This is a genomic window from Starkeya sp. ORNL1, assembly GCF_012971745.1.
Classification (GTDB): Bacteria; Pseudomonadota; Alphaproteobacteria; order Rhizobiales; family Xanthobacteraceae; genus Ancylobacter.
Window position 1 is genome coordinate 4,668,935 of sequence record NZ_CP048834.1, and the last position, 24,806, is coordinate 4,693,740.

General features: G+C 65.8%; 23 protein-coding genes. 21 read left to right on the forward strand and 2 right to left on the reverse strand.

Annotated elements, in window-relative coordinates:
• Positions 1–188: 188 nt before the first annotated feature.
• From leuC to otnC, 10 genes are all read left to right on the forward strand, one after another.
• Positions 189–1,604 carry a 3-isopropylmalate dehydratase large subunit gene (leuC, locus tag G3545_RS22105; RefSeq protein ID WP_170015718.1) on the forward strand — a complete coding sequence of 472 codons (1,416 nt, stop codon included), beginning with the start codon at positions 189–191 and terminating at the stop codon, positions 1,602–1,604.
• Positions 1,601–2,242, forward strand: coding sequence for a 3-isopropylmalate dehydratase small subunit (gene leuD / locus G3545_RS22110; RefSeq protein WP_170015720.1), 642 nt, complete (start codon positions 1,601–1,603; stop codon positions 2,240–2,242). The genes leuC and leuD overlap by 4 nt, the downstream gene beginning before the upstream one ends.
• Positions 2,239–3,120: an isocitrate lyase/PEP mutase family protein gene (locus G3545_RS22115; protein ID WP_170015723.1), complete on the forward strand. Its 882-nt coding sequence runs from the start codon at positions 2,239–2,241 to the stop codon at positions 3,118–3,120. Before leuD ends, G3545_RS22115 begins: the two co-directional genes overlap by 4 nt.
• Before the next feature lie 72 nt (positions 3,121–3,192).
• A complete protein-coding gene (locus G3545_RS22120; RefSeq protein WP_170015725.1) occupies positions 3,193–4,191 on the forward strand; it encodes an ABC transporter substrate-binding protein in 999 nt (332 codons plus the stop codon).
• Complete coding sequence (locus G3545_RS22125; protein ID WP_246702522.1) at positions 4,188–5,069, forward strand: ABC transporter ATP-binding protein; 882 nt, start codon at positions 4,188–4,190, stop codon at positions 5,067–5,069. Before G3545_RS22120 ends, G3545_RS22125 begins: the two co-directional genes overlap by 4 nt.
• On the forward strand, positions 5,066–5,818 hold the full coding sequence (locus G3545_RS22130; RefSeq protein ID WP_170015727.1) for an ABC transporter permease subunit: 753 nt from the start codon (positions 5,066–5,068) through the stop codon (positions 5,816–5,818). Before G3545_RS22125 ends, G3545_RS22130 begins: the two co-directional genes overlap by 4 nt.
• The gene (locus tag G3545_RS22135) at positions 5,815–6,564 is read left to right on the forward strand and encodes an ABC transporter permease subunit (protein WP_206151322.1); all 750 of its coding nucleotides are present in this window, start codon (positions 5,815–5,817) and stop codon (positions 6,562–6,564) included. Before G3545_RS22130 ends, G3545_RS22135 begins: the two co-directional genes overlap by 4 nt.
• A 244-nt stretch (positions 6,565–6,808) precedes the next feature.
• On the forward strand, positions 6,809–7,819 hold the full coding sequence (locus G3545_RS22140) for a LacI family DNA-binding transcriptional regulator (RefSeq protein ID WP_170015729.1): 1,011 nt from the start codon (positions 6,809–6,811) through the stop codon (positions 7,817–7,819).
• Between the two features lie 12 nt (positions 7,820–7,831).
• Positions 7,832–9,106 (forward strand): 3-oxo-tetronate kinase, encoded by a 1,275-nt coding sequence (gene otnK / locus G3545_RS22145; RefSeq protein WP_170015731.1) that lies wholly within the window; start codon positions 7,832–7,834, stop codon positions 9,104–9,106.
• Positions 9,103–9,768: a 3-oxo-tetronate 4-phosphate decarboxylase gene (gene otnC / locus G3545_RS22150; RefSeq protein WP_170015733.1), complete on the forward strand. Its 666-nt coding sequence runs from the start codon at positions 9,103–9,105 to the stop codon at positions 9,766–9,768. The genes otnK and otnC overlap by 4 nt, the downstream gene beginning before the upstream one ends.
• A gap of 135 nt (positions 9,769–9,903) precedes the next feature.
• On the opposite strand, the gene ltnD is transcribed toward otnC, so the two are convergent.
• Positions 9,904–10,791: an L-threonate dehydrogenase gene (gene ltnD / locus G3545_RS22155; RefSeq protein WP_170015735.1), complete on the reverse strand. Its 888-nt coding sequence runs from the start codon at positions 10,789–10,791 to the stop codon at positions 9,904–9,906.
• Positions 10,792–10,985: 194 nt separating this feature from the next.
• Here ltnD and G3545_RS22160 point away from each other — a divergent pair, with 194 nt between their 5' ends.
• The 6 genes from G3545_RS22160 to G3545_RS22185 all read left to right on the forward strand — a co-directional run bounded on the left by G3545_RS22160 (position 10,986) and on the right by G3545_RS22185 (position 17,895).
• Positions 10,986–11,780 (forward strand): FCD domain-containing protein, encoded by a 795-nt coding sequence (locus G3545_RS22160; RefSeq protein ID WP_246702524.1) that lies wholly within the window; start codon positions 10,986–10,988, stop codon positions 11,778–11,780.
• A gap of 31 nt (positions 11,781–11,811) precedes the next feature.
• Entirely contained in the window at positions 11,812–12,804 is a 993-nt protein-coding gene (gene denD / locus G3545_RS22165) for a D-erythronate dehydrogenase (protein ID WP_170015737.1), read from the forward strand.
• A 111-nt stretch (positions 12,805–12,915) separates the two neighbouring features.
• Positions 12,916–14,418, forward strand: coding sequence for an ABC transporter substrate-binding protein (locus tag G3545_RS22170; RefSeq protein WP_170015739.1), 1,503 nt, complete (start codon positions 12,916–12,918; stop codon positions 14,416–14,418).
• A 35-nt stretch (positions 14,419–14,453) separates the two neighbouring features.
• Positions 14,454–15,362 carry an ABC transporter permease gene (locus G3545_RS22175; protein ID WP_170015741.1) on the forward strand — a complete coding sequence of 303 codons (909 nt, stop codon included), beginning with the start codon at positions 14,454–14,456 and terminating at the stop codon, positions 15,360–15,362.
• Positions 15,359–16,279 carry an ABC transporter permease gene (locus G3545_RS22180; RefSeq protein WP_170015743.1) on the forward strand — a complete coding sequence of 307 codons (921 nt, stop codon included), beginning with the start codon at positions 15,359–15,361 and terminating at the stop codon, positions 16,277–16,279. The genes G3545_RS22175 and G3545_RS22180 overlap by 4 nt, the downstream gene beginning before the upstream one ends.
• Positions 16,276–17,895 carry an ABC transporter ATP-binding protein gene (locus tag G3545_RS22185; RefSeq protein WP_170015745.1) on the forward strand — a complete coding sequence of 540 codons (1,620 nt, stop codon included), beginning with the start codon at positions 16,276–16,278 and terminating at the stop codon, positions 17,893–17,895. The genes G3545_RS22180 and G3545_RS22185 overlap by 4 nt, the downstream gene beginning before the upstream one ends.
• Before the next feature lie 152 nt (positions 17,896–18,047).
• Here G3545_RS22185 and G3545_RS22190 read toward each other — a convergent pair whose 3' ends face one another.
• Positions 18,048–19,142 (reverse strand): LacI family DNA-binding transcriptional regulator, encoded by a 1,095-nt coding sequence (locus G3545_RS22190; RefSeq protein WP_170015747.1) that lies wholly within the window; start codon positions 19,140–19,142, stop codon positions 18,048–18,050.
• A gap of 201 nt (positions 19,143–19,343) precedes the next feature.
• Here G3545_RS22190 and G3545_RS22195 point away from each other — a divergent pair, with 201 nt between their 5' ends.
• From G3545_RS22195 to G3545_RS22215, 5 genes are all read left to right on the forward strand, one after another.
• Positions 19,344–20,819 (forward strand): FAD-dependent oxidoreductase, encoded by a 1,476-nt coding sequence (locus tag G3545_RS22195; RefSeq protein ID WP_170015748.1) that lies wholly within the window; start codon positions 19,344–19,346, stop codon positions 20,817–20,819.
• A 46-nt stretch (positions 20,820–20,865) separates the two neighbouring features.
• Positions 20,866–21,543: a flavin reductase family protein gene (locus G3545_RS22200; protein ID WP_170015750.1), complete on the forward strand. Its 678-nt coding sequence runs from the start codon at positions 20,866–20,868 to the stop codon at positions 21,541–21,543.
• Positions 21,518–22,537: a tripartite tricarboxylate transporter substrate-binding protein gene (locus tag G3545_RS22205; RefSeq protein WP_170015752.1), complete on the forward strand. Its 1,020-nt coding sequence runs from the start codon at positions 21,518–21,520 to the stop codon at positions 22,535–22,537. The genes G3545_RS22200 and G3545_RS22205 overlap by 26 nt, the downstream gene beginning before the upstream one ends.
• A 155-nt stretch (positions 22,538–22,692) precedes the next feature.
• Complete coding sequence (locus tag G3545_RS22210; RefSeq protein ID WP_170015754.1) at positions 22,693–23,190, forward strand: hypothetical protein; 498 nt, start codon at positions 22,693–22,695, stop codon at positions 23,188–23,190.
• A 12-nt stretch (positions 23,191–23,202) separates the two neighbouring features.
• Positions 23,203–24,756 (forward strand): tripartite tricarboxylate transporter permease, encoded by a 1,554-nt coding sequence (locus G3545_RS22215; RefSeq protein ID WP_246702525.1) that lies wholly within the window; start codon positions 23,203–23,205, stop codon positions 24,754–24,756.
• Positions 24,757–24,806 lie beyond the last annotated feature (50 nt).

The following is a 24,806-nucleotide window of genomic DNA, read 5'->3' on the forward strand; positions in this document are numbered from 1 at the left end:
GATATTACGCTAACTTAAAATCAGGTCGCAAACGCGCAACCGCATGGTGCAGTGCGAAGCGGCGGGAAAATAAGCGACGGCGGGACCAATCGCCGGACTGGGAGGAAAAATCATGCCACGGCTTTCGTGGATCGCGGGCTGCTGTCCGCATGCTCAATCCGACGATGCTTGCAATGCGTGGTCTCGCCATGGCGACTGAGCCCGCTACCGCCTTCGACAAGATCTGGAACGCCCATCTGGTGGCGCGGCTTGACGATGGCCGCGACCTGGTCTTCGTCGACCGCCATGTGCTGCAGGAAACCACCAGCGCCATCGCCTTCGCCGGCCTGAAGCGCTCCGACCGCCCGGTTCGTCATCCCGAACTCACCATCGCCACCCAGGATCACGTCGTCTCGACCCGTCCGGGCCGCGACGAGGACAGCTATGCCGGCGGGCGCGAACTGATGATGCTGATGCGCGCCAATGCCTATGCCAGCCGCGTCCAGCATTTCGGCATCGATGATCCGCGCCAGGGCATCGTCCACGTCATCGCGCCGGAACTCGGCTTCGCGCTGCCGGGGAGCATCCTCGCCTGCGGCGACAGCCATACCTCGACGGTCGGCGGCCTCGGCGCGCTTGGCATCGGCGTCGGCACCAGCGAGGTCGAGCACGTGCTGGCGACGCAGACGCTGGCGCTGACCCGGCCGCGCAACATGCGGGTGCGCTTCGAGGGCAAGGCCGGCACCGGCATCTTCGCCAAGGACCTGATCCTGCGTGCCATGGGCGAACTCGGCGTTGCCGGCGGGCGCGGCTGCGCGGTCGAATATGCCGGCCCGGCGATCGAGGCGCTCTCGGTCGAGTCGCGGCTGACGGTGTGCAACATGTCGATCGAGCTGGGCGCGCGGCTCGGGCTGATCGCGCCCGACGAGAAGACCTTCGCCTATGTGAAGGGCCGGGAGTTCGCGCCGACGGGCGAGGCGTATGAGCGCGCGGTGCAACGCTGGCGCACGCTGCGCAGCGACCAGGGCGCGCCGTTCGAACGCGACGTGCTGATCGATTGCGACAGCATCGCGCCGCAGGTGACCTGGGGGACAACGCCGGAGCATGTCGCCGGCGTCAGCGAGCACGTGCCGGATCCGGCGACGCTGCCGGATGCGAGGCGCCGCGACAGCATCGCCCAGGCGCTCAATTATATGGGGCTGGAGCCGGGAACGCCGCTCAAAGGCATTCCGATCGACGTCGCCTTCATCGGCTCCTGCACCAATTCCCGGATCTCCGATCTCGAAGCCGCCGCCTATGTGGTGAAAGGGCGCAAGGTCTCGCCGAACGTTCGCGGCCTCGTCGTGCCCGGCTCGATGTCGGTGAAGCGCGAGGCCGAGGCGCGCGGGCTGGATCAGATCTTCCGCGCCGCCGGTTTCGAATGGCGCGAGGCCGGCTGCTCGATGTGCGTCAGCATCAATGACGACGTCGTGGCGCCGGGCTCGCGTTGCATCGCCACCAGCAACCGCAATTTCGAGAACCGCCAGGGCCCGCGCAGCCGCACCCATCTGGCCAGCCCGGTCATGGTCGCGGCCGCCGCGCTCGCCGGCCATATCACCGACATCCGCGAGGATCTGGTGCAATGAGAGAACCGGTCTCGACGGTCGAAGGCGTGATGGCGCTTATGCCGCTCGCCAATATCAACACCGATGCGATCATCCCCTCGGTGTATCTGCGCACAGCATCGGCCGAACTCGGCAAGGGCCTGTTCGGCGGCCATCGCTATGACGAAGCCGGCAACGAGAAGCCGGATTTCGTGCTGAACCGCGCGCCGTTCCGCGAGGCGAAGCTCCTGCTGGCGGACGAGAATTTCGGCTGCGGGTCGTCGCGCGAGGCCGCGGTGTGGGCGCTGCTGAGCTATGGCATCGGTTGCGTGCTGGCGCCGAGCTTCGCCGACATCTTCTATGAGAACGCGTTCCGCAACGGGCTGGTCGCAGCGATCGTCGATCCCGCGACCTTCCAGGCGCTGAAAGTCGCGGTCGAGGCTAATGAAGCCGCGCCGCGCTTCCGCGTCGATCTCGCCGGTGCCACCGTCACCGGACCGGACGGCACCTCGCGTGGCTTCCGCATCCCCGCTTCGCGCGTGCAGGCGCTGATGCGCGGTGACGACGAGATCGCGGTGACCTTGCAGCATCAGGACGCCATTGAAACCCATTATGCGGCGGCAAAGGGAGCGAGCGACTGGCTGTTCCCGGCAACGCTGCAGCGGAGCGCCGCATCGTGAAACGTTCAAGCATACGCGATGCGCTCGCTCGCGAGACCCCGCTGGTCACGCCGCTGGCCCATGATGCGCTTTCGGCGCGGTTGATCGAGCAGGCCGGCTTCCACGCCTTCGCCATTGGCGGTTCGGCCATGCTGGCGGCGCGCCATGCCTATCCTGACATCGGGCTGATCGGACTTACCGACATGACCCAGGGCATAAGCGACATCGCGGCCGCCACCAGCATCCCGTTCCTGGCCGATGCCGATGACGGCTATGGCGATGTGAAGAGCGTCGCCCGTCTCGTCGCCGCCTATGAGGCGATTGGCGTCGGCGGCTTCCTGATCGAGGACCAGGATCGCGACAGCAAGCAGCAGCGCGCCGACAAGGCGGCCGCGGTGGTGGATGAAGCTGTCATCGAAGCCAAGCTGCGCACTGCGATCGCGGCCCGCGGCAATCCCGAGACCTTCATCATCGGACGTACCGATGCCTATGGACCGCTCGGCCTCGATACGGCGATGCGCCGCGCCGAGCGTTTTCTGAAGCTGGGCGCCGACGGCATTTTCATCGCCGGCCTGCGCACTGAGGAAGATTATCGCCGCGTCGGCGCCGCCTTCCGCGGCAGCTATTGCTCGGCCGCGATGTTCGAGGGCGGCGATACGCCCTGGTTGTCGCCGGCCGAACTCGGCGCCATGGGCTTCATGCAGGTGTCGTATCCGGCGAGCCTGATCTTTCGCGTCGTCGCCGCGCTGCGTGATGGGCTGGAAGCCCTGCGCGAGCATGCCGACGGCACCGCCGCACTCACGCCGATGGCGGACGGCGCAGCGGTTCGCGCTACATTGGACAAGGCCGTGGACCTGGCGCGCTGGCGCGCGATCGAGGCAACGCAGCAGCGGGATTAGCCGGACCCGCTGCCGTTCGGCTGCGGATATCAAGACCAACCGCCAAAGAGCGGACAGGGAGGAGAGGATAAGATGAACGCCACGATGAAACGGTTCAAACCATTGGCCGGCCTTGCCGTGCTCGGCCTCGCGCTCGCGGCCGGCCCGGTCGCGGCGGAGGACATCGTCGTCAGCAATTACGGCGTCTCGGCCAACGGCATGCCGTATGCCGTCGCGCAGGAGAAGGGCTTCTTCAAGGAGGAAGGCGCCAATGTCACCGGCATCCTGACCTCCGCCGGCGGCGGCACCACCTTGCGCAACATGCTGGCCGGCAACGCACCCTATGCCGAGGTCAATCCGAACGCCGTGATCGCCGCGGTCCAGCAGGGCGCCGACATCAAGATCGTCGCCGACACCGTGCTCACCGTCGCCGAGTTCGTCTGGGCGGTGAAGCCGGATTCCTCGATCAAGTCGGTCAAGGATCTCAAGGGCAAGAAGTTCGGCTACACCAATCCGCGCTCCACCAGCCAGGCGCTGGCGACGCTGGTTCTGCAATCCGGCGGTCTGAAGGCCGAGGACGTCGAGCTGGTCAAGACCGGCGGCTTCGGCGAGGGCGTCGCCGCGCTCGATATCGGCCTTGTCGACATCGCGCCGATCCCCGAGCCGCTCTGGTCCAAGTTCAAGGACAAATACCGCCCCATCGCCCGGGCCTCCGAGCTGCTGCCGCCGATCGCCAATGTGCTCGGCGTCGCTGCCGGCGCCAGTGCGGCCGGCAAGGACGAGTTCATCAAGGCGGTGATCCGCGCTCGCCGCAAGGCGGTCGCCTACATGGCGTCGAACCCGGAAGAGTCGAGCGCGATCATCGCCAAGGTCTATAATCTGGAGCCGGATGTGGCGCTTGCCGCGGTCAAGAACCTGGTCGGCAGCCGCACCAATGGCGTCGAATATTGGGGCGCGGGGCAGATCCACATGGACGGCCTCAACCGCGCCGTCGAGGTGCAGAAGATGGTCGGCGCCATTTCGGGCGACGTCGACATCTCGAAGATGGTCGATACCCGCTATCTGCCCGACGACCTGAAGGCTCTGAAGTGACCGTGACCCAGGCAGCGCAAGCCGCATTGTCCGCACAAGTCTCGTTGCGCAATGTGGACAAGGTGTTCAGCCGGACCGGGAAGCCGGCTGACACCGTCCATGCGCTCGGCCCCATCGATCTCGAATTGCGCCATGGCGAATTCTTCGCCGTGGTCGGCCCTTCGGGATGCGGCAAGTCGACCTTGCTCGAACTGGTGGCCGGGCTCTCCACCGCGACGCGCGGCGATGTCGCCTTCGAGGGCAAGCCGATCGAGGGGCGGATCCCCGATGGCGTCGGTGTGGTGTTCCAGGAGGATGCCTCCTTCCCCTGGCTAAGCGTGCGCGACAACATCGCCTTCGGGCTCCGCCGCATGAGGATTGCGGCGGACGAGAAGGCGCGGCGCATCGAGAAGGCGCTGGCGATGATGGGGCTGGTGCCCTTCGCCAACAGCTTTCCGGCACAGCTCTCCGGTGGCATGCGCCAGCGCGTCTGCATCGCCCGCACCCTCGTCGCCGAGCCGCGTCTCATCCTGCTCGACGAGCCGTTCGGCGCGCTCGACCAGCAGACGCGGCTGCTGATGGGCGACGAGGTGCTGAACCTCTGGCGCAAGACCGGCGCCACCGTGTTCCTGATCACCCACGCGCTGGACGAGGCCGCCATGCTGGCCGACCGCATCGGCGTGATGTCGGCGCGGCCCGGCCGCCTGATCGACATCGTCGAGACCGGCTGGTCGCGGGACCGCGACAGCCGCATCGTCCAGGACGAGCATTTCGGCGCCATCACCGCGCGGCTGTGGCGCTCGCTGCGCGCGGAATCGATGAAGGCGATCGGCAAGGTGGAGGCCGCGCCGCCCGCGGGCGCCACATCGGAGGTCGTCGCGTCCGGGGTCATCGCATGAGGAACCCCATCCTCTGGCGGATCGCGATCATTGCCGGGCTGGTGATCCTGCTCGAGGTGCTCTGCCTCACCGGCGTGATCGACAAGCTGACCATGCAGCCGCCGCACCGCATCGTCGTCGATCTGGTGCTGATGCTTGCCGCGGGCACGCTCAACGCCGCCATTGCCAAGACGCTCGGCAATGCGTTCATCGCGTTCATCATCGCCATGGCGCTTGGCGTCGCGAGTGCCATCGTCATCCATCGCCTGCGGCGGGTGCGGGACACGCTGGAGCCGCTGTTCGCCACCTATTACGCAATCCCGGTGTTCGCTTTCTATCCGATGCTGATCATCCTGTTCGGCCTCGGCGATGCGCCGCAGATCTTCATCGGCGCCATGCTCGGCGTGGTCGCGGTGATCGTGAACACGCTGAACGGCCTCGACCGGGTGCCGAACGTGCTGCTCAAGACCGCCAGGATCAACCATATGGGGCCGGTGGAGACCGCGCTTCGCGTCACGCTGCCCTGCGCCTCGCCCTATGTCCTCACCGGCGCCAAGCTCGCCGTCGCCTATTCGCTGATCGGCATCATCGGCGCCGAATTCATCATGTCCAATGGCGGCATGGGCTACGAGATCAGCTTCGCCTACAACAATTTCGACAATGCGGTGATGTATCCGCTCATCCTTTTGATCCTCATCGTCTCGATCAGCATCAACATGGTGATCGCGCGCTGGGAGAAGGCGCTGATGGCGCGACGGGGGCTGCGATGAACCCGCAATCCGGCAACATGCTGCGCAACACGCTGACGCTGATCGTGGTCGTGCTGATTGCGTGGCAGGGGCTGTACTGGGTCGTCGGCGATATCGCGCTGCGCTCACCACTGGAGACGTTCGCCTTCACCGCCAGGTTCGTCTCGACGCCGCAGTTCGCCGCGCATCTCGCCGAGACCAGCAAGGCTTTCGGCCTCGCCTTGCTGCTGGCGGTGGCGATCGGACTTGCCATCGGCTTCACGCTCGGCGCCAACCGATTCCTCAGCGACGTGCTGGAGCCGATGCTGGTGGCGCTCTACTCGATCCCGAAGATCACGCTCTATCCGATCCTGCTGCTGGCCTTCGGGCTCGGCCTGTCCTCGAAAGTGGCGTTCGGCACCATCCACGGCATCATCCCGATCGCGCTCTTCACCATGACCGCGGTGCGCAATGTGAAGCGGGTCTATCTGAAGACCGGGCGCGTCATGGCGCTCGGTCCGTTCGACATGATCGCGCGCATCATCTTCCCGGCGGCGCTGCCGGAGATCTTCGCCGGCTTGCGCATCGGTTTCTCGCTGACGCTGATCGGCACGCTGCTGGGCGAGATGTTCGCGTCGCAGCGCGGGCTCGGCTTCCTGCTGATGAGCGCGATCGGCCTGCACAATGTCGATCTGATCATGGCGCTGACGCTGCTGCTGACGCTCTTCGCCGGCACGGCAAGCGTCGTGCTGCTGGCCCTGAACCAGCGGCTCTATGCGCGTTCGTGAGGGGTTGACTTGAAATAGCCACGTCATCCTGAGGTGCGAGCAAAGCGAGCCTCGAAGGATGCTGAAGCAGAGCGATCGTCCCACTTGTGAGCATCCTTCGAGGCTCGGGCTGCGCCCGAGCACCCCCGCGGTTGGCCCTTGGCCAACCGCTAGGGATGACGTGGTTCTTACCCTCCGCATTGCGATGACAACGTTATCATCCTAATCTCCGGCCGGATTTGCGGCGCGTCGGAGCGAATGAGGCATGGGGAGCCGGGGGGACACCTTGAAGCTGCGCGACGTCGCCCGCGCGGCCGGCGTCAGCGAGATCACGGTGTCCCGCGTCATCCGCTCCAAGGGGCCGATCGCGGAGGAGACGCGCCAGCGCGTAGAGGCGGCGATCCGCGCCATCGGCTATGTGCCGAACCGCCTTGCCGGGGCGCTGCGCACCACCGCCGTGTCGGAACTGGTCGGCGTGGTGTTGCCCTCGCTCAACAACATCGTCTTCCTCGACGTGCTGCGCGGTCTCAATGAGGTTTTGTCCGCCGGCGGGTTTCGCTCGGTCATCAGCGTCACCGAATACAGTCCCGAGGCGGAATGCGAACTGGTGCGCTCGCTGCTGTCGTGGCGGCCGGCCGCGATCATCGTCACCGGTCGGCAGCATGAAGCGGCGACCGAACGGCTGCTGAGCGAGGCCAGTGTGCCGGTGATTGAGTTGATGGACACTGACGGCGCGCCGATCGACATCGCCATCGGCATGTCGCACGCCAAGGCCGGGCAGGACATGGCCCGGCATCTGCTGGGGCGCGGCTACCGGCGCTTCGGCTATATCGGGCCGGTCCTGACGAAGGATCTGCGCGCCGGCGCGCGGTGCGATGCGTTCGTGGAAACGCTGCGCGCGGCCGGCGCCCAACTGCTCGGCACCGAGACGATGTCCGGGCCTTCGCCGGTGCAGGGCGGGCGCGATGCGCTCGCCCGTCTGCTGGCTGCGCATCCCGCTATCGAGGCGGTCTATTTCTCCAATGACGATGCCGCCATAGGCGGCCTGTTCCATTGCATGGCCGAGGGCATCGCCGTGCCCGAGAGGCTGGCGATTGCCGGCTTCAACGGGCTCGATGTCGGGCAATTAATGCCGAAGCCGCTGACCACGACGCTGACACGGCGCTTCGAGATGGGATGCCGCGCGGGTGCCGCCATCCTCGACCAGTTGGCCGGCATCGAGGTGCCGAAAATCAGCGATCTCGGGTTCGAGCTGATCCCGGGCGCAACCGCCTAAACGGAGGAAGTGTTGAGTATTCTGCTTGGGTGCATAGCCGACGATTTCACCGGCGCAACCGATCTCGCCGGCATATTGGTCAATGGCGGCATGCGCACGCTGGTGACGATCGGCGTTCCGGAACGCGCCATTCCGGCCGATGTCGACGCGGTCGTCGTCGCCCTGAAATCGCGCACCACGCCGCCCGACGAGGCGATACGGGATTCGCTTGGAGCGCTCGACTATCTGCGCCGGCAGGGCACCCGCCAATATTACTTCAAATATTGCTCGACCTTCGATTCCACCGATCGCGGCAATATCGGCCCGGTGGCGGAAGCCTTGATGGGCGCGCTCGGTGCCGCTTTCACCATTGCCTGTCCGGCATTCCCGGCCAATGCGCGAACCATCTATAAGGGCTATCTGTTCGTCGGCGACGTGCTGCTCAATGAGAGCGGGATGCGCAACCATCCGCTGACGCCGATGACCCACGCCAATCTGGTGCGGGTGCTGGCCCTTCAATCCACCCGGCCGGTCGGGCTGGTCGAACATGGCACGGTCGCCCGCGGTGCCCCCGCGATCACCGAGCGCTTCGCCGCACTCCAGGCGAAGGGCGACTATTGCGCCATCGTCGACGCGCTCTCCAATGATGACCTCATGGTGCTGGGCGAAGCCTGCCGCGACATGGTGCTGCTCACCGGCGGCTCCGGCGCCGCGCTCGGCCTGCCGGCCAATTTCGTGCGCGCCGGATTGCTGAGGCTGACCGACGCCGCCGACCGCCTGCCGCCCAGCGACGGGGCGCGCGCAGTGCTGGCGGGAAGCTGCTCCACCGCGACGCAGGCGCAAGTGGCGAAGATGCGCGCCACCCATCCGGCCTTCGAGATTGATCCGGTCGCGCTCGCCGCCGGCGAGGATATCGTCGGCGCGGCATTGGAATGGGCCACGCCGAAGCTGGGGCAGGAGCCGATCCTGATCTCCTCCACCGCTTCGCCGGACGCGGTGCGCTCCGCTCAGGCGCGTTATGGCGCCGAGCGCTTGGGCGGCTTGATCGAGAATACCCTCGCCAATATCGCCGGCGGGCTGGTGGAGCGCGACGTCGGCCAACTTATCGTTGCCGGCGGCGAGACTTCGGGCGCGGTGACCAAGGCGCTCGGTGTGCAGAGTCTCAGGATCGGCCCGCAGATCGATCCCGGCGTGCCGTGGACGCAGGCCGATCGCGGGCCGGGCAATCGGCCTCTGGCGCTGGCGCTGAAGTCCGGCAATTTCGGCACCGAGGATTTCTTCCTCAAGGCATGGAACCTGCTGGTATGAGCGCGGCGATCCACAGCAACGCGGAAGAGAATGCGCTGCGCGAGCGCATCTGCGAGACCGGGGCCTCGCTGTTCAATCGCGGGCTCACTGCGGGGAGCAGCGGCAATATCAGCGTGCGCCTCGGCGACATGTGGCTGATGACGCCGACCAATGCCTCACTCGGTGCGCTCGATCCGGCGCGGCTCTCCAAGATCGACGGTGAGGGGCGCCTTGTCTCCGGGGACCCGCCGACCAAGGAGGCGCCGCTGCATCACGGCATGTATGCCGAGCGGCCGCAGGCCGGCGCCATCGTCCATCTGCACTCCACCTATTCGGCGGCCGTGTCCTGCATGGAGGGGCTCGACGCGGCCAACTGCATCCCGCCGCTGACGCCGTACTTCGTGATGAAGATCGGCCGGCTGCCGCTGATCCCCTATCATCCGCCGGGCGCGTCCACCCTTGCAACCGCGGTTCGCCAGCAGGCCTGCGCCCATTGCGCGGTGCTGCTGGCCAATCACGGGCCGGTGGTGTCGGGCGCCAGCCTCGACAAGGCGACGCAGGCGATCGAGGAACTGGAGGAAACGGCGAAGCTGTTCCTGCTGCTGCGCGGCGAGCGCACGCGGGTGCTGACCTGCGACGAGGTGACGGACCTGGAGACGCGGTTTGGTCCCGCGGGTGGGTGATACCTCCGGGTCGTCATCCCGGAACGGCCGCAGGTCGTATCCGGGATCGTAGGAAGGTGTTGTGCATCACCTTCCCACGATCCCGGCTCTGCGCTGCGCTCCGGCCGGGATGACAATGAAATCCTTGTCTGCCCTTCACACCCCCGGCAGGTCCAGCCCCGCAATCTGCGCATAAAGCCGGGCGACGGAGGAATCATCGTCGCGGCCCATGCCGGCGGAGGCGGTCATCAGGAACATCTGCAGCGCGGAGCCGGCGATCGGCGTCGCGAAGCGGGAGGCGCGGGAGATGTCGGTGACGATGCCGAGATCCTTGGTGAAGATATCGACGGCACTCCGCGGCTGGTAGTCGCCGTCGAGCACGTGCTGGATGCGATCCTCGAACATCCAGCTGTTGCCGGCCGAGGCGGTGATGACCTCGTACACCTTGGCGATGTCGAGCCCCAGCATGCGGGCGAACACGATCGCCTCGCAGGCGGCGGCGATGTGCACGCCGGCCAGCAACTGGTTGACGATCTTGAAGGACGAACCGATGCCTGGCTCGTCGCCGAGTATGTAGGACTTGGTCGCCATCGCATTGAGCACGGGCCGGGCCCCTGCCAGCGCCGCCGGACTGCCCGACGCCATCACGGTGAGCTCGCCTGCCGCCGCGCGCTTCGCGCCGCCACTTAGGGGCGCGTCGACATAAAGCCGGCCGGAATCCTCGACCAGCTTCGCAAGGGCGCGCGCCCGGTCCGGCGCCATGGTGGCGCAGGACAGCAAGACCGCACCCGGGGCGCTGCTTGCCAGCACGCCGCCCGAGAGCACCGCCTCGGTCTGCTTGTCATTGACCACGACGATGACGATGGCATTCGCGCCGTCCGCGGCCTCTTCCGCGCTGCCCCTCGCGTCGCCGCCGTCGGCCGTGAATCGGGCTCGGGTCTCGGCGGAGATGTCGAAGGCGGAGACCTCCAGCCCGGCGCGACGCAGCGAGGAGGCGATGCCATATCCCATGGCGCCGAGACCGATAACCGCGACTTTCATCATGCTCCCCCATCAGATGACAACGTTAACATAGCCTCCAAAGCGGGCGGCTGTCAGCCTGCACGGCGCGAATATCCGCTCGACCGTGCGGATAGGCCTTTCGTCCAACATCGCGGACTTTCGGCTCCAGGCAGGGTGACAGGGCAGAATTTTTGGACTACTGGTCCGTAGACCGGTCCAGTTATGGAGCTCGCTACGTGCCGCGTGTAATCTCCCCGCTGCAGGAGGCCATCCACAAGCAGACGGCCAAGGAGATGATCAGTGAGAAGATCCTGTCGCTGATCGCGTCCGGCATATTGAAGGTCGATGACGAACTGCCGAGCGAGCGCGAACTGGCGGCCATGCTGTCGGTGAGCCGCGAGACGGTGCGCGGCGCCATCCAGCGGCTGGCGGGGCAGGGCATCGTCCAGGTGTCGCAGGGCGCGCGCACCAAGATCGCACGCAGCGATGTCGATATCGCCAGTCACCGCATCGGCGTCACCAGCGCCAAGGCGATCAACGGCTACAGCCTTGCCGCCGTGCACGAGGCACGCCTGCTGGTGGAGAAGGTGGTGGTCGCCGACGCCGCCGAGCACCTCGGCGCCCATGAGATATCGCGGCTCGAGGAATCGCTCGAGACGCAGATGGTGGCCTGCAACGATCCGGTGCGGTTCCTGATCTGCGACCGCGAGTTCCATCTGACGATCTATTACGGCGCGAAAAACCGGCTGCTGACCGATTTCGTGGTCGACCTCTACACCTATATGCTCGATGTGCGCCGGGCGGCGATGTCGCGGGAGGGCGCCATCCGACGCAGCATCCAGGACCATGCCGAGATCGTCCGCGCCGTGCAGGCGCGCGATCCAGAGGCGGTGGCGGCGGCCTTCGAGAAGCACATCCAGCGCATCTACGACACCACGCGGCTGGTGAAAGCGGCGGACTCGGCGCCTGGCGAGCCGACCGGCGAAAGGCTGGCGGCGACCCTGCTCCGCGCCGTGCGGCCGCAGGAATAGACTTCATCAGCGAAAGCCAGGGGTTGGCGACATGCACATCCTGATCATCGGTGCGGCGGGGATGCTCGGTCGAAAGCTGAGCGATGCGCTGGTCCGGCGTGGGCACCTGCGCGGCAGCGATATCGACAAGCTCACCCTGGTCGATGTGGTCGAGCCGTCGCCGGCGCCGGCATGGCCGGAGGGCGTGACCTTCATCCGCACCGATCTCACCAGGCCGGGCGCTGCCGCCGGCCTGCTGGAAGATGCGCCGGACGTGATCTTCCACATGGCGGCCATCGTCTCCGCCGACGCCGAGGCGAATTTCGAAAAGGGCTACCAGGTCAATCTCGACGGCACGCGGGCCTTGTTCGAGGCGGTGCGGCTCAAGGGCAGCGGCAATGGATCGTATCGGCCGCGCCTCGTTTTCACCTCCTCCATCGTGGTGTTCGGCGAGCCGTTCCCGGAGACCATCCCGGACAGCTTCTTCACTACGCCGCTGACCTCCTACGGTACCCAGAAGGCGATCGGCGAATTGCTGCTGGCGGATTATTCGCGGCGCGGCTTCTTCGATGGCGTCGGCATCCGGCTGCCGACCATCACCGTCCGGCCGGGCAAGCCGAACAAGGCGGCATCGGGCTTCTTCTCCAGCATCCTGCGCGAGCCGCTGGTCGGCCAGGAGGCGGTGCTGCCGGTGGGCGAGGATGTGCGCCACTGGTTCGCCAGCCCGCGCTCGGCCATCCAGTTCATCCTGCGCGCCGCCGAGATCGATACCGGCGCGATGGGGGCGCGGCGCAGCCTGACGATGCCGGGCTTGTGTGCCACCGTGGGCGAGGAGATCGAGGCGCTGCGCCGCGTCGCTGGGAAGGCGGCAGCGGACCTCATCCGCCGCGAGCCCGATCCGATCATCGCCAGCATCATCAAGGGCTGGCCGCAGCGCTTCGATGCCAGCCGGGCGGAAGCGCTCGGCTTCCAGGCGGAGAAATCGTTCGACGAAATCATCCGCATCCATATCGAGGACGAGCTGGACGGAGCGGTGCAAAGCTAGGTCTTTTCAGCCTTAACTGGACTGGTGGGCGTTCCAGTTGACAGGTTGCCGTTAAGAGTTCAGCCTGCCGCCAACAACGATAAGAGCCGAAGAGAATTGGGAGGAATAAGCATGGTCACGCCGTGGCGACTCGTGCTCGCGGTCTCGCTCGCCCTGTTGAGTGCCAGTGTAGCGAGAGCCGAGGAAAGTATTAAGATCGTCCTGAATGCCGAGCCGAGAAGTCTGGAGCCGTGCCAGTCAACGGCAAGCGACGTCTCCCGGGTGCTGGCGCAGAACATAGTCGAATCGCTGACCGAGATCAGCACGAAAGACGGCTCGATCCAGCCGCGACTTGCTGTCTCCTGGCAGCAGATCAACCCCACCACCTGGCGCTTCAAGCTGCGCGAGGGGGTGAAGTTCCAGAACGGCAAGCCGTTCACCGCCGCCGACGTGGTCTACACGCTGGACCGCATGCCGCTGGCGCCGCTGAACTGCCTGACGCGGCAGAAGATGTTCGGCGATGCGCAACTCACCTCCAGGGCGATCGACCCCACCACGGTCGAGGTCGTCACCAGCAAGCCGCTGCCCATCCTGCCGACCATGATGAGCGTGGTCTATGTGGTGCCCGAGGGCACCGACAATGCCGCGCCCTCGCGCGCGCCGGTCGGCACCGGCGCGTTCAAGTTCGTCTCCTGGAAGCCGGGCGAGAGCATCGTTCTGGAGCGCGCCAACACCTATTGGGGTCCCAAGCCGCAATTCGACAAGGCGACCTATATCTGGCGTGCGGAATCCGCGCTGCGCGCCGCCATGGTGGAAACCGCAGAGGCCGACATCGCCCAGTCGATCGCGCTGCAGGACGCCACCACGGAAGGCATGGACTTCGCCTATCAGAACGCCGAGACCACGCGCATCCGGCTCGATCTGCAGACGCCACCACTCAGCGACATCCGCGTTCGCAAGGCGCTGAACCTTGCCATCGACAAGGAAGCGCTGAAGGACCTGGTCGGCCGCGAGGTGACCGAATCCGCGCAATATGTCGTCTCGGCGATCAATGGCTTCAATCCGAACCTCAAGCCGTTCCCCTATGATCCGAAGGAAGCCAAGCGGCTGCTGGACGAGGCGCGCAAGGACGGCGTTCCGGTCGATGCCAAGCTCACCCTGATGACCCGCGACTCCTACTTCAGCAATGCGAAGGAAGTGGCGGAAGCCATGATGTCGATGTGGGCGGCGGTGGGCCTGAAGCTTGAGCTCAAGGTGGTCGATCCGGTCACCTTCTACAGCTTCCTCAACAAGCCTTTCCAGGATGGCCGCCGCCTGCTGCTCACCCATATGCACGACAACAATATGGGCGACGCCATCTTCACGCAGCTGTTCCTGTACACCCCGGAAGGCATCGCCTCGACCATCACCGACAAGCCGCTCGGCGAGTTGATCAACAAGGCCAGCGCGATGCAGGGGCCGGAACGTACCGCGGCGCTGCAGGAAGCGTTCCGCCGCATCCATGACGACATGGTCGCCGACGTCTTCATGTTCCACATGGTCGGCTACAGCCGGGTCAGCAAGCGGCTCAACTGGACCCCGGACCTGTCCACCAACAACATGATCGAGATCGGCAAGGTCAAGCTGCGTAGTTGAACGCCAGCAGGGCGAGGGCAGGGACAGGAGGTTCGATGTTCGGCGCAGTCTTGCAGAGGGTGGTGTTCGGCGCTCTCTCGATCTTCGGCGTGCTGATCGTCGTATTCTTTCTCGCGCGGCTGACCGGCGATCCGACGTCGATCATGCTGCCGGAGAATGCGACGGAAGAAGCCAAGGCCGCATTCCGCACCATGAACTATCTGGACCAGCCGATGCTGGTCCAGTTCTGGCACTATATCGCCTCGCTGGCCCGGCTGGATTTCGGCCAGTCCATGCTCTACCAGCGCCCGGCCATGGCCGCCGCGCTGCAGGCCTTGCCGAACACGCTGATGATTGCGGCGGCCGCGCTCGGCATCGCCATCGTGCTGGCGGTGGTCATCGGTTCGCTCGCCGCCTATCGGCCGGGAACGGTGTTCGATCGCATCACCACCGTCTCGTCGCTGGTCGGCGCCAGCGCGCCCGACTTCTGGGTCGCCATTGTCGGGGTGCTGGTGTTCGCGGTGTCGCTGCGCTGGCTGCCGACCTCCGGCACCGGCGGCATCAGCTACTGGATCTTGCCGGTGTCGGTGCTGGCGCTGCGTCCGTTCGGCCTGATGGTGCAGGTGGTGCGCGGCTCGATGGTGACCGCGCTGAACGCGCCATACGTGAAGACCGCCCGCGCCAAGGGGGTGCGGCCGATCAACATCATCTTCGTGCACGCGCTGCGCAATTCGATGCTGCCGCTGCTGACCGTCGCCGCCGACCTCGCCGTCACCATGGCGAACGGCGCGGTGGTAGTGGAGACGGTGTTCGGCTGGCCGGGTATCGGCAAGCTCACCATCGACGCCATCCTGCAGCGCGACTTCCCGATCATCCAGGCGGCGGTGCTGGTGACCGCGGTCGTGGTCTTCCTCGTCAACACCTCGGTCGATGTGTTGTATCGCGTTCTGGATCCCAGGATATGACCGTGACCGACGCCACTCCGCTCGAGCAACGGCGACCCGGCAAGGCCGCCAGCCTGCTGAGCGCCCTTGTCGCGGACAAGTTTGCGCTGTGCTCGGCGATCTTCCTCGTCTGCATCATCCTGATCGCGATCCTCGGGCCGGCCTTGTTCGGCGAACTCGCGACCAAGGTGAACATGAAGGCGCGCAACGTGCCGCCCTTGTCGTTCGCGCAAGGGTGGGAATTCGTGCTCGGCGGCGACAGTCTCGGCCGCAGCGTGCTGGCGAGGTTGTTCGTCGGGGCGCAGAACACGCTGCTGATCGCGTCCGTGAGCACGCTGTTCTCGTTCTGCGCCGGCGGCCTGCTCGGCCTCGCCGCCGGCTATTCGAGCAACACCGTCAGCCAGCTCATATTGCGCGTCACCGACGTCATCATGAGCTTTCCTTCGCTGCTGCTGGCGCTGGTGGTGCTCTATCTGCTCGGCTCCAGCATCGCTAATGTGATCATCGTGCTGGCGATCACCCGTATGCCGGTCTATCTGCGCACCGCGCGGGCGGAGACCATGGAGATCAAGCGCCGCAACTTCGTCGTCGCCGCCGAGACGCTTGGCTCGCGGCCCTCGCGCGTGCTGTTCCGGCATATATTGCCCTTGGTGCTGCCGACGCTGTGCACGATCGCGGCGGTGCAGTTCGCGGCGGTGGTGCTGATCGAATCCTCGCTCAGCTTCCTTGGCCTCGGCGTGCAATTGCCGGACTTCACCTGGGGCTCGATGGTGGCGAGCGGGCGCGCCTATCTCGGCACCGCGTGGTGGATCTCGTTCTTCCCGGGCGCGGCAATCCTGCTCACCACGCTGTCGCTCAACATGCTCGGCAACTGGCTGCGCATGGTGTCCGATCCCCAGCTGCGCTGGCGCCTGCAGCGTCGCGGGGTGAAGAAATGAGCGCGCACCTGCTCGACGTCCGCAATCTCTGGGTCCGCTTCAACCGCGACGGCGAAGTCGTCAATGCCGTCGACGATGTGAGCTTCCATGTCGATCCCGGCGAGACGCTGGTCATCCTCGGCGAGAGCGGCTCCGGCAAGAGCGTGAGCACCATGTCGATCCTCGATCTGGTCGAGGCACCGCCGGCGGAGATCTCGAAGAACTCGATCTTCTATGATGGCGCAGACATGTCGACCATGTCGCGCGCCCAGCGCCGCTCGATCAATGGGCGACGCATCTCCATCATCTTCCAGGATCCGCTGTCGCATCTGAACCCGGTCTACAGCGTCGGCTGGCAGATCGGCGAGGTGTTCCGCGCCCACCGCAAGGAAGTGCGCGAGACCGACATCCACGGCCGTACCATCGAACTGCTGGAGCGCGTCGGCCTGCCCGATCCACCCGCGAGCGCACGGCGCTATCCGCACGAATTCTCCGGCGGCCAGCGCCAGCGCATCATGATCGCCATGGCTCTAGCACTGCGGCCCGACATCCTGATCGCCGACGAGCCGACCACCGCGCTCGATGTCACCGTGCAGGCCGAGATACTGGAGCTGATCAAGCGCATCCAGGCCGAGGACGGCATGGCGCTGATCCTCATCACCCATGATCTCGCGGTCGCCGCCTTCATGGGCGACCGTATCGCGGTGATGCAGAATGGCCGGGTGGTCGAGACCGGCGAGGTCATGCAGGTGCTCTCCGAGCCCCGCCACAGCTACACCCGCGCGCTGCTCTCGGCGCGGGTCGGCGGCGAGGCGGCGGAGACCCGCTCCGAAGAGGTGATCCTTCGGGTCGATAATCTGTCGAAGGAATATGTCGTGCCGGCGCGGCTCTTGAAGCGCGGGCGCAGCGTCTCGGCGCTGCGGGATGTGAGCTTCGAGCTGCGGCGCGGCGAGACGCTGGGAATCGTGGGCGAGAGCGGCTCCGGCAAGACCACGGTGGCGCGCACGCTGATGCGTATCGGCGATGCCACGGCCGGGACCGCGCGTATCGGCGACACCGACATACTGCAGTTGCGCCCAAGCGAGCTCTATGCCGTCCGCCGCAAGATGCAGATGGTGTTCCAGGATCCCTTCAGCTCGCTCAATCCCACCATGACGGTAGAGCAGATATTGAGCGAGCCGTGGATCGTGCATCCGGAGATATTGCCACGCGGCCGATGGCGGGCGCGCGCGGCCGAACTGCTGCATCATGTCGGCCTGAAGGAATCCCATCTCGCGCGCTATCCGCACGAATTCTCCGGCGGCCAGCGCCAGCGCATCGCCATCGCGCGCGCGCTCGCTGTGGAGCCCGAGATCATCATCTGCGACGAGGCGGTGTCGGCGCTCGACGTGTCGGTGCAGGCGCAGGTGATCAATCTCCTGAAGGACCTGCAGGCGCGCCTGAACGTGGCCTATATCTTCATCTCGCACGACCTCGAGGTGGTGCGCGGCATCGCCCATCGCGTGGCGGTGATGAAGAACGGCGAGATCGTCGAGCAGGGCCCGACCAGCGACATCTTCGAGCGGCCGCAGCACCCCTATACCCGCAAGCTGCTCGGCGCCAGCCTGCGCGACTTCATTCCGGGGCAGCGGCATTGATGGGCGTGGGGCGGTGAGAGGCTCTCTATTCCTCTCCCCGAGGTAGAGAGGTGGCCCGCGCAGCGGGTTGGTGAGGGGGAAGCACGATTGCGAAGCGGCGAAGACCCCTCACCCCAACCCTCTCCCCGTCGGGGAGAGGGAGCAGTCCGCGCTCACGCCTCTGCGGCCGACGTCCGCCGCGACGGCTTGCGCCGCTTGGCGGCCGCGACTGATGTCGCGGGTACCAGGCGCGGCTGGTGGATGAGGCCTTCCGGCGGGTTGGCGCCGCCGACCCGGGCGGCGATGAAGTCCAGCGCGGCCTTGCCCGAGACGTCGAGGGCGAGATCGATCCGGGTGAGTTGGGGCGTGGCCCATTCCGCCAGCGCGCCGCCGCCAATGCCGATGACCGAGACGTCGTCCGGCACCGAACGGCCAGTGGCGTTGACCGCACGGATGGCGTTGACGGAGACCGCGCTCGACACCGCGACGATGCCGGTGATGTCCGGATGGGCGTCGAGCAACTCCTTGGCCGCGGCGAAGATGCGCTCGGGCCGGAGTTCGGTTTCCACGATGTGGTATTTGACCCGCTCACGGTCGAACACGCCGCGGATGCCGTCCATGCGCTGCTGCAACACGAGGCTGCGCACCGGGCCGACGAGGACGCCGACACGGCGGTGGCCGTGCGCGGCAAGTTCTGCCGCCGCCATCTGGCCGACGGCGAGATTGTCGACGCAGAAACTGGCGGCGCCGACATCGCGTGGGCTCAGCGTGGTGATGACGACGCCGCTGCGTGCCATGCGCTCCAGCAAGTCGGACAGTTCGCTGCGGTATTTGAGCTGGTCAAAGCCGCCGCCGGCAAGGATCAGGCCCGCCACCCGGTGCTCCCAGAAGCGGCGGCAATAATCCAGCTCCAGCAGCGGATCGCGCTGCATGTTGCAGACCATGACCAGCATCTTGGTGGTGGCTTCGGCGTGGCGCGTCACTGCCTCGGCGACCTCGCCATAATAGGGGTCGAGCATGTTGCCGACGACGAGGCCGACCAGCGCCGGCGCGCTGCCGCGCAGCGTTCGTGCCATGACATTCGGCACATAGGAAACCTGGCCGGCGGCGGCGAGCACGCGTTCGCGCAAAGCGGGGTCGACCGGCCACTCGGCATCGCGCAGCACGCGGCCCGCGGTGCTGATCGACACCTCGGCGATCCGGGCCACGTCGGCGAGGGTGGGGGAGCTATTCCGGCGGCGGCTGGTTCGCTCGGAATTATCGGTCATTTGGTTTCCACGCGACGGTTTCACACTTCCGGCAACCAGACAGGGCAATTCCACGCTTGACAATATCTGACCCCTGAGACAACGTTGCCTCAATGAGACAACGATGTCTAGGGAGAGAATGCGCCGCGGCATCCCAGGTTTCCGCCCCGCGCATCCCGGCCAGATCCAAGTTCCGGATTTTTCTTGAAGGTAGGAGCCGTCATGCCTCTGGTAGCTAAAAAACAGCACTCGCGGGTCGATAAGGATGTGATCGTGGTCGGCGGTGGCACCGCCGGTTTCGTGGCGGCGATCTCTGCCGCACGCAACGGCGCCAGCGTGCTGCTGCTCGAGCAGCGCGATCACCTCGGCGGCACGCACACTGGCGGCATGGTGATGATGATCCGTTCGATGCGGCACATGGCGGCGCCGAAGACGCTCGACGAGAAGAAGCTGTTCATCACCGGCTACGAGAGCTCGTTCGAGAATGAGCAGCTCGTGCGCTCCATCGCCCAGGAATATATCGACCGCATGATCTCGGTAGAGTCCGCCTGGGGCCAGAAGGGCCAGGCCGCGACCCGCCAGATGTTCGATCCCGAAATCGGCAAGTGGGTGATCGAGCAGATGGTCCAGGAGGCCGGCGTCGAAGTGTGGCTGAACACTGCCGCGACCGACGTCATCATGGAGGGCAATGCGCTCCGCGGCGTCGTGATCGAGACGCTGCGCGACCGCGTCGAGGTCCATGCCCGCGTCACCATCGACACCACCGGCGACGGCGAGATTGCCGCGGCGGCGGGCGCCTCCTATGAGAAGGGCTCGCCGGAGGATGGCCGCCACCAGCCGCTCAGCCTGTATTTCGCCGTCGGTGGGGTCAATCTGGAGAAGACGCTCCAGTACATGAAGGACCACCCGGACGAGTTCGGCCGGGAATATGTCGAGACCACGCTGCGCCTGAAGGCCGAGAACAAGCCCTTCACCATGTTCCCGTTCAAGGAAAAGGTGCGCGAGGCGATCAAGAACGGCGACTACCCGATCCCGTATGGCCTCGACAAGATCGATCCCGACGCAATCATGTATGTGGTGCGCACGATGTATCGGAACGGCAAGTTCCGCTACGACTTCTCGTTCCACAACATGGACATGGCCTACAATATCGACGGCACCGATCGCATCGCGCTGTCGAAGGCGACGCTGGCGATGCGCGAGCTCGCCAACAAGATGGCGATCTTCTACCGCAAGTATGTGCCCGGCTATGAAGATTCCTATATGGCCTACACCGCGCAGTCGGTCGGCGTGCGCGACACCCGCCGCATTGTCGGCGAATACACCCTGACCGACGACGACGTGCTCTATGGCCGCTCCTTCGACGACGGTATTGGCCGCTATGGCAGCGTGATGGACGTGCACGACAAGTCGGGCAAGAAGTCGGTAAGCCTCGTCGAGGTCGGCGGCCAGGGCTGGTTCCACGTGCCGTACCGCACCCTGGTGCCGAAGGATGTGGACAATATCCTCGTCGCCGGCCGCTGCATCTCGGCCGAGTACCACGCGCTGGGCAGCGTGCGCTCGCAGGCGGCGAGCATGGTGACCGGGCAGGCGGTCGGCACCGCCGCGGCGATTTCCGCCCGCAGCAACACCAATCCGCGGCTGGTCGACATCGCCAAGCTGCAGGAGACACTCCGCGAGCAGGATCAGATTATCTGAGCCGGCTACATTTGCGCCGGCCGGCATTCCCCGGCCGGCGCATCCAATGCCTGTCGACAACCGTTCATACGCACCAAATTTGCCTGAGAGCGCGATGAGGCGATCCGGTCTGATATCTCTGGACGACGACATCGTCGATGACGCGCCGCGCGGTGCTGCCGCTCGCGGCGATGTCGGTGCGGAGCAGTTCAGGCAGGCGTTCCGCGCGCTGGCCTCCGGTGTTGCGGTCGTGACCTTCCATGCCGGCGACGAGGTCCACGGCTTCACCGCGACGTCGGTGACCTCGGTCTCGATGGAGCCGCCGCTCGCTCTGTTCTGCGTCGGCAATCACAGCCGCAGCCGGGCCCATCTCAGTTCCGGCAAGCCCATAGGCATCTCGTTCCTGGGTAGCCACCAGACCGACATTGCCCGCTTCTTCGCGAGCAGCGCCTCGCGCAACGGACATGACAGCCTGGATCTGCTGCACGGCGCGCCGATCATTGCCGACGCCACGGTGAACATCGCTGCCGTCATCCAGGACATCCACCCGGCTGGCGACCACGCCATTTGCGTCTGCCGGCTGGAGGCCACCCGCTCGCCAAAGCCGGGTGCGCCGCTGCTCTATTTCGCACGTGACTATTACGGTCATCGCCCGTTGTCGGGCGATGAGCACGAAGACAATTCAGTGAAAACCAACAACAAATCTAGCGGAGGAAGCAATGAAGGGAAGTTTTACGAGACGTGACGTTCTGGGCTCGATCGCGCTCGGCGGCGCTGCCGCGCTGGTCGGCGTGTCGGCCCCGAGCATCGTGCGCGCGGCCGACAAATATCCGAGCCGCCCGATCAAGATCATGATCCCGTTCGCTCCGGGCGGCGGCAGCGATCGGCTCACCCGGGTGTTCATTCCCTTCCTGCAGAAGGAACTCGGCCAACCGCTCACGGTCGAGTACATGCCCGGCGGCGGCACCGTGCTCGGCAATTCCTATCTCCTGGCGCAGAAGCCCGATGGCTACATCATCTCCAATACCGGCGTGAACTACACGGCGGTGACGATCGCGCAGGGTCTCGCCAAGTACAAGGCGGAGGATTTCTGGCCGATCAACTTGCCGTCGCGCGACTTCACCCTTGGCGCCGTGGCTTCCGACAGCCCGATCACCAGCTTCAGGGAAGTGCTGGAGAAGCTGCGCAAGGATCCGAAAAGCCTCAGCCTCGGCATGCAGGCGGCCTCGGTCGATTATCTCAACCTGATCCTGGCGCTGCGTGCAGCCGGCGTCGACACCGCCCAGCTCCGCGTCGTGACCTATGATGGCGGCGGCGTGGTGCGCAATGCGGTGATGGGCAGCCAGGTCGATGTCGGCTTCGTCGGCGCCGAGGGCTATCTGCCGCTGATGTCGAAGATCAAGCCGCTGGTCGGCTTCTGGGACAAGGCGCTGTTCCCGGAATTCGACAGCACGCCGTCGATCGTCAAGGTCGGCAGTGACCTGGGCTTCAAGGCCGAGTTCGTCGAAGGCTCCCAGCGCGGCTGGGTGATCCAGACCTCTCTCAAGGACAAGAACCCCGAGGTCTACAAGGTCCTGGTGGCTGCATTCGAGCGGGCGACCAAGGATCCCGAGGCAGTCAAAGCGTCGGAGGCCCAGCAATTGCCGCTGGTCTGGTATGGCCCGGAGGCCTCCAACGAAGCCTATATGCGCACCTGCGCCACTTGCGTGAAGCACGCCGAGCTCCTCCGGGGCTCCTGAGGCGAAGGCCTGAAAAATTGCGGCATCGCCGGCACGCTTCTGCTGCCGTCGGTGCCGCATCGGTTCATTCGCGCCGGAAACGGCAAGTCACATCCGGGGGCCGGGGTCGGCCAGTCGTGTCGTTTGAAGAGCGCGACGCTTCGGGGGAGCGAACAATGAACATCGGTTCCACTAAATACGTCGTCAATTGGCAGCACCTGGTCTTCCTGGCGATGCTGTTCGGCGCCGTGCTCTGGTATTTGCTGGAGGCGCGCTCAGTATCGACGGCCACGAACAACCTGCTGCTGGTGCAGCCGCTATCGCTGGTGGTGCTGCTGTTGTGCCTGGTGGTGCTGCCGCAATGCTTCCGGCGCGCCGACGCGGTCGATAAAGACGAACTCCTGCCCGAGGACCCCCTGGCGCCGACGCTCCCGACCGAGGGCAAGGATCTCGCCCGCATCGGCGTGCTCGGCCTGTCGCTCGGCATCGCCATCTTCATCATGGATGCCGTCGGCTTCGACATCGGCGTCTGGCTGTTCGCGGTGGCGGCGATGTTCATCTGCGGGGAACGCCGCCCGGTGGCGCTGCTGGTCTATCCGCTCGCCGTCACGCTGGCCACAATCTACGGGTTCAAGGCGATGATGCCGTACCCGCTCGAAACCCTGATCCTCTGAGGTGCGGCGATGATGGACCTTCATGCAATGATGGCCGCGCTCGATCTCATGGGATCGTCCGTGGCTTCCTGGGGCTGGATCATTCCCGGCCTCGTCGTCGGCCTCGTCTTCAGCGCCATTCCCGGTGTCTCGGTCAGCATGGCGATGGCGATCGTGCTGCCGATGTCGCTCTATATGGACTTCTTCCCGAGCGTGGTGTTCCTCACCTCGGTCTATACCGGCGCCGGGTTCGGCGGTTCGGTGCCGGCGATCCTGATGAACATACCGGGCTCGCCAACGTCGTACGCCACCACCTTCGACGGCTACGCCATGGCCAAGAAGGGCCAGTATAACGAGGCGCTCGGCTACGCGCTGTTCGCCTCCACCCTGTGCGGCCTGCTCGGCTACGTCCTGCTGCTCATCGTGGTCGAGCCGCTCGCCGACATCGTGCTCCGGATCGGCCCGTTCGAGATGTTCACGGTGGCGCTCTGGGGCATGCTGCTGCTGGGTTCGCTCGGCACCAAATACGCCTCGCGCGGTCTCGTCGCGGCCGGCTTCGGCGTGCTGCTCGGCACGCTCGGCATGAACACCGCCGGCTTCGTCCGCGCCACCTTCGGCATGCCGGAACTGCTGAACGGCATCGCCCCGGTGCCGGCGATGATCGGGCTGCTGGCGTCCGGCCAGCTTCTGAACCTTGCCACCAGGGACTACATCCTCGATGCCGAAAGTTCGCGCGAGGTCAGCCTGAAGAAGATCCTGGCCGGCTGCTGGGGCACCTTCAAATATCCCGGCGTGCTGCTGCGAGGCTCGATCATCGGCATCATCATCGGCGCGGTGCCGGGGGTCGGCTCCTCGGTCGGCAATCTCATCGCCTATGCCGAGACCAAGCGCACCTCCAAGGACAGCGCGACCTTCGGCAAGGGCAACCCCAAGGGCGTGGTCGCGGCGGAGGCGGCGGTCGCCAGCGCCGAGGGCGGCTCGATGGCCACCATGCTGGCACTGGGTATCCCCGGCGGCGGCGCCACCGCCATCCTGCTGGCGGCGTTCCTGATGCACAACATCGTGCCCGGGCCGAACTTCATCCAGACCCAGAAGCCGATGGTCTATGCCATCATCCTCAACAACATGGTGCAGGCCGTGCTGTTGCTGGTGGTCGGCATCGCATTCATCTATGTCGCCTGCAATGTGGTGAAGGTCCGCACCCGCTATGTGCTGCCGGCGATCCTGGTCATCGCCGTCATGGGTACTTACGCGGTCGAGGGCTCGATCACCGGGCCGGTCACGCTGTTCGTGTTCTCGCTGATCGGCTTCGCCCTGGTGAAGTTCGAGTATCCGGTCGCTGCCGTCGTGGTCGGCCTGCTGCTCGGGCGCATGCTGGAGACCGAGCTGCTGCGATCGTACCAATTGTCGGGCGGCGATCTGCTCTACATCATCCACCGTCCGGCGGCGATGGCGATCGTCGCGCTGATGGGATTCTCGCTGGCCATGACGATGATCGGCAAGCGCCGCCAGGCGCGCATGGAGGCCGAGGAAGCGGCAATGATGCGGGCGCTGGAGAACGAAGAGGTCGCCGGCGTCAAGCAATAGCGGCCATTGCCCTCACCATCGAACGGCCTCCCCCCGGGAGGCCGTTTGCG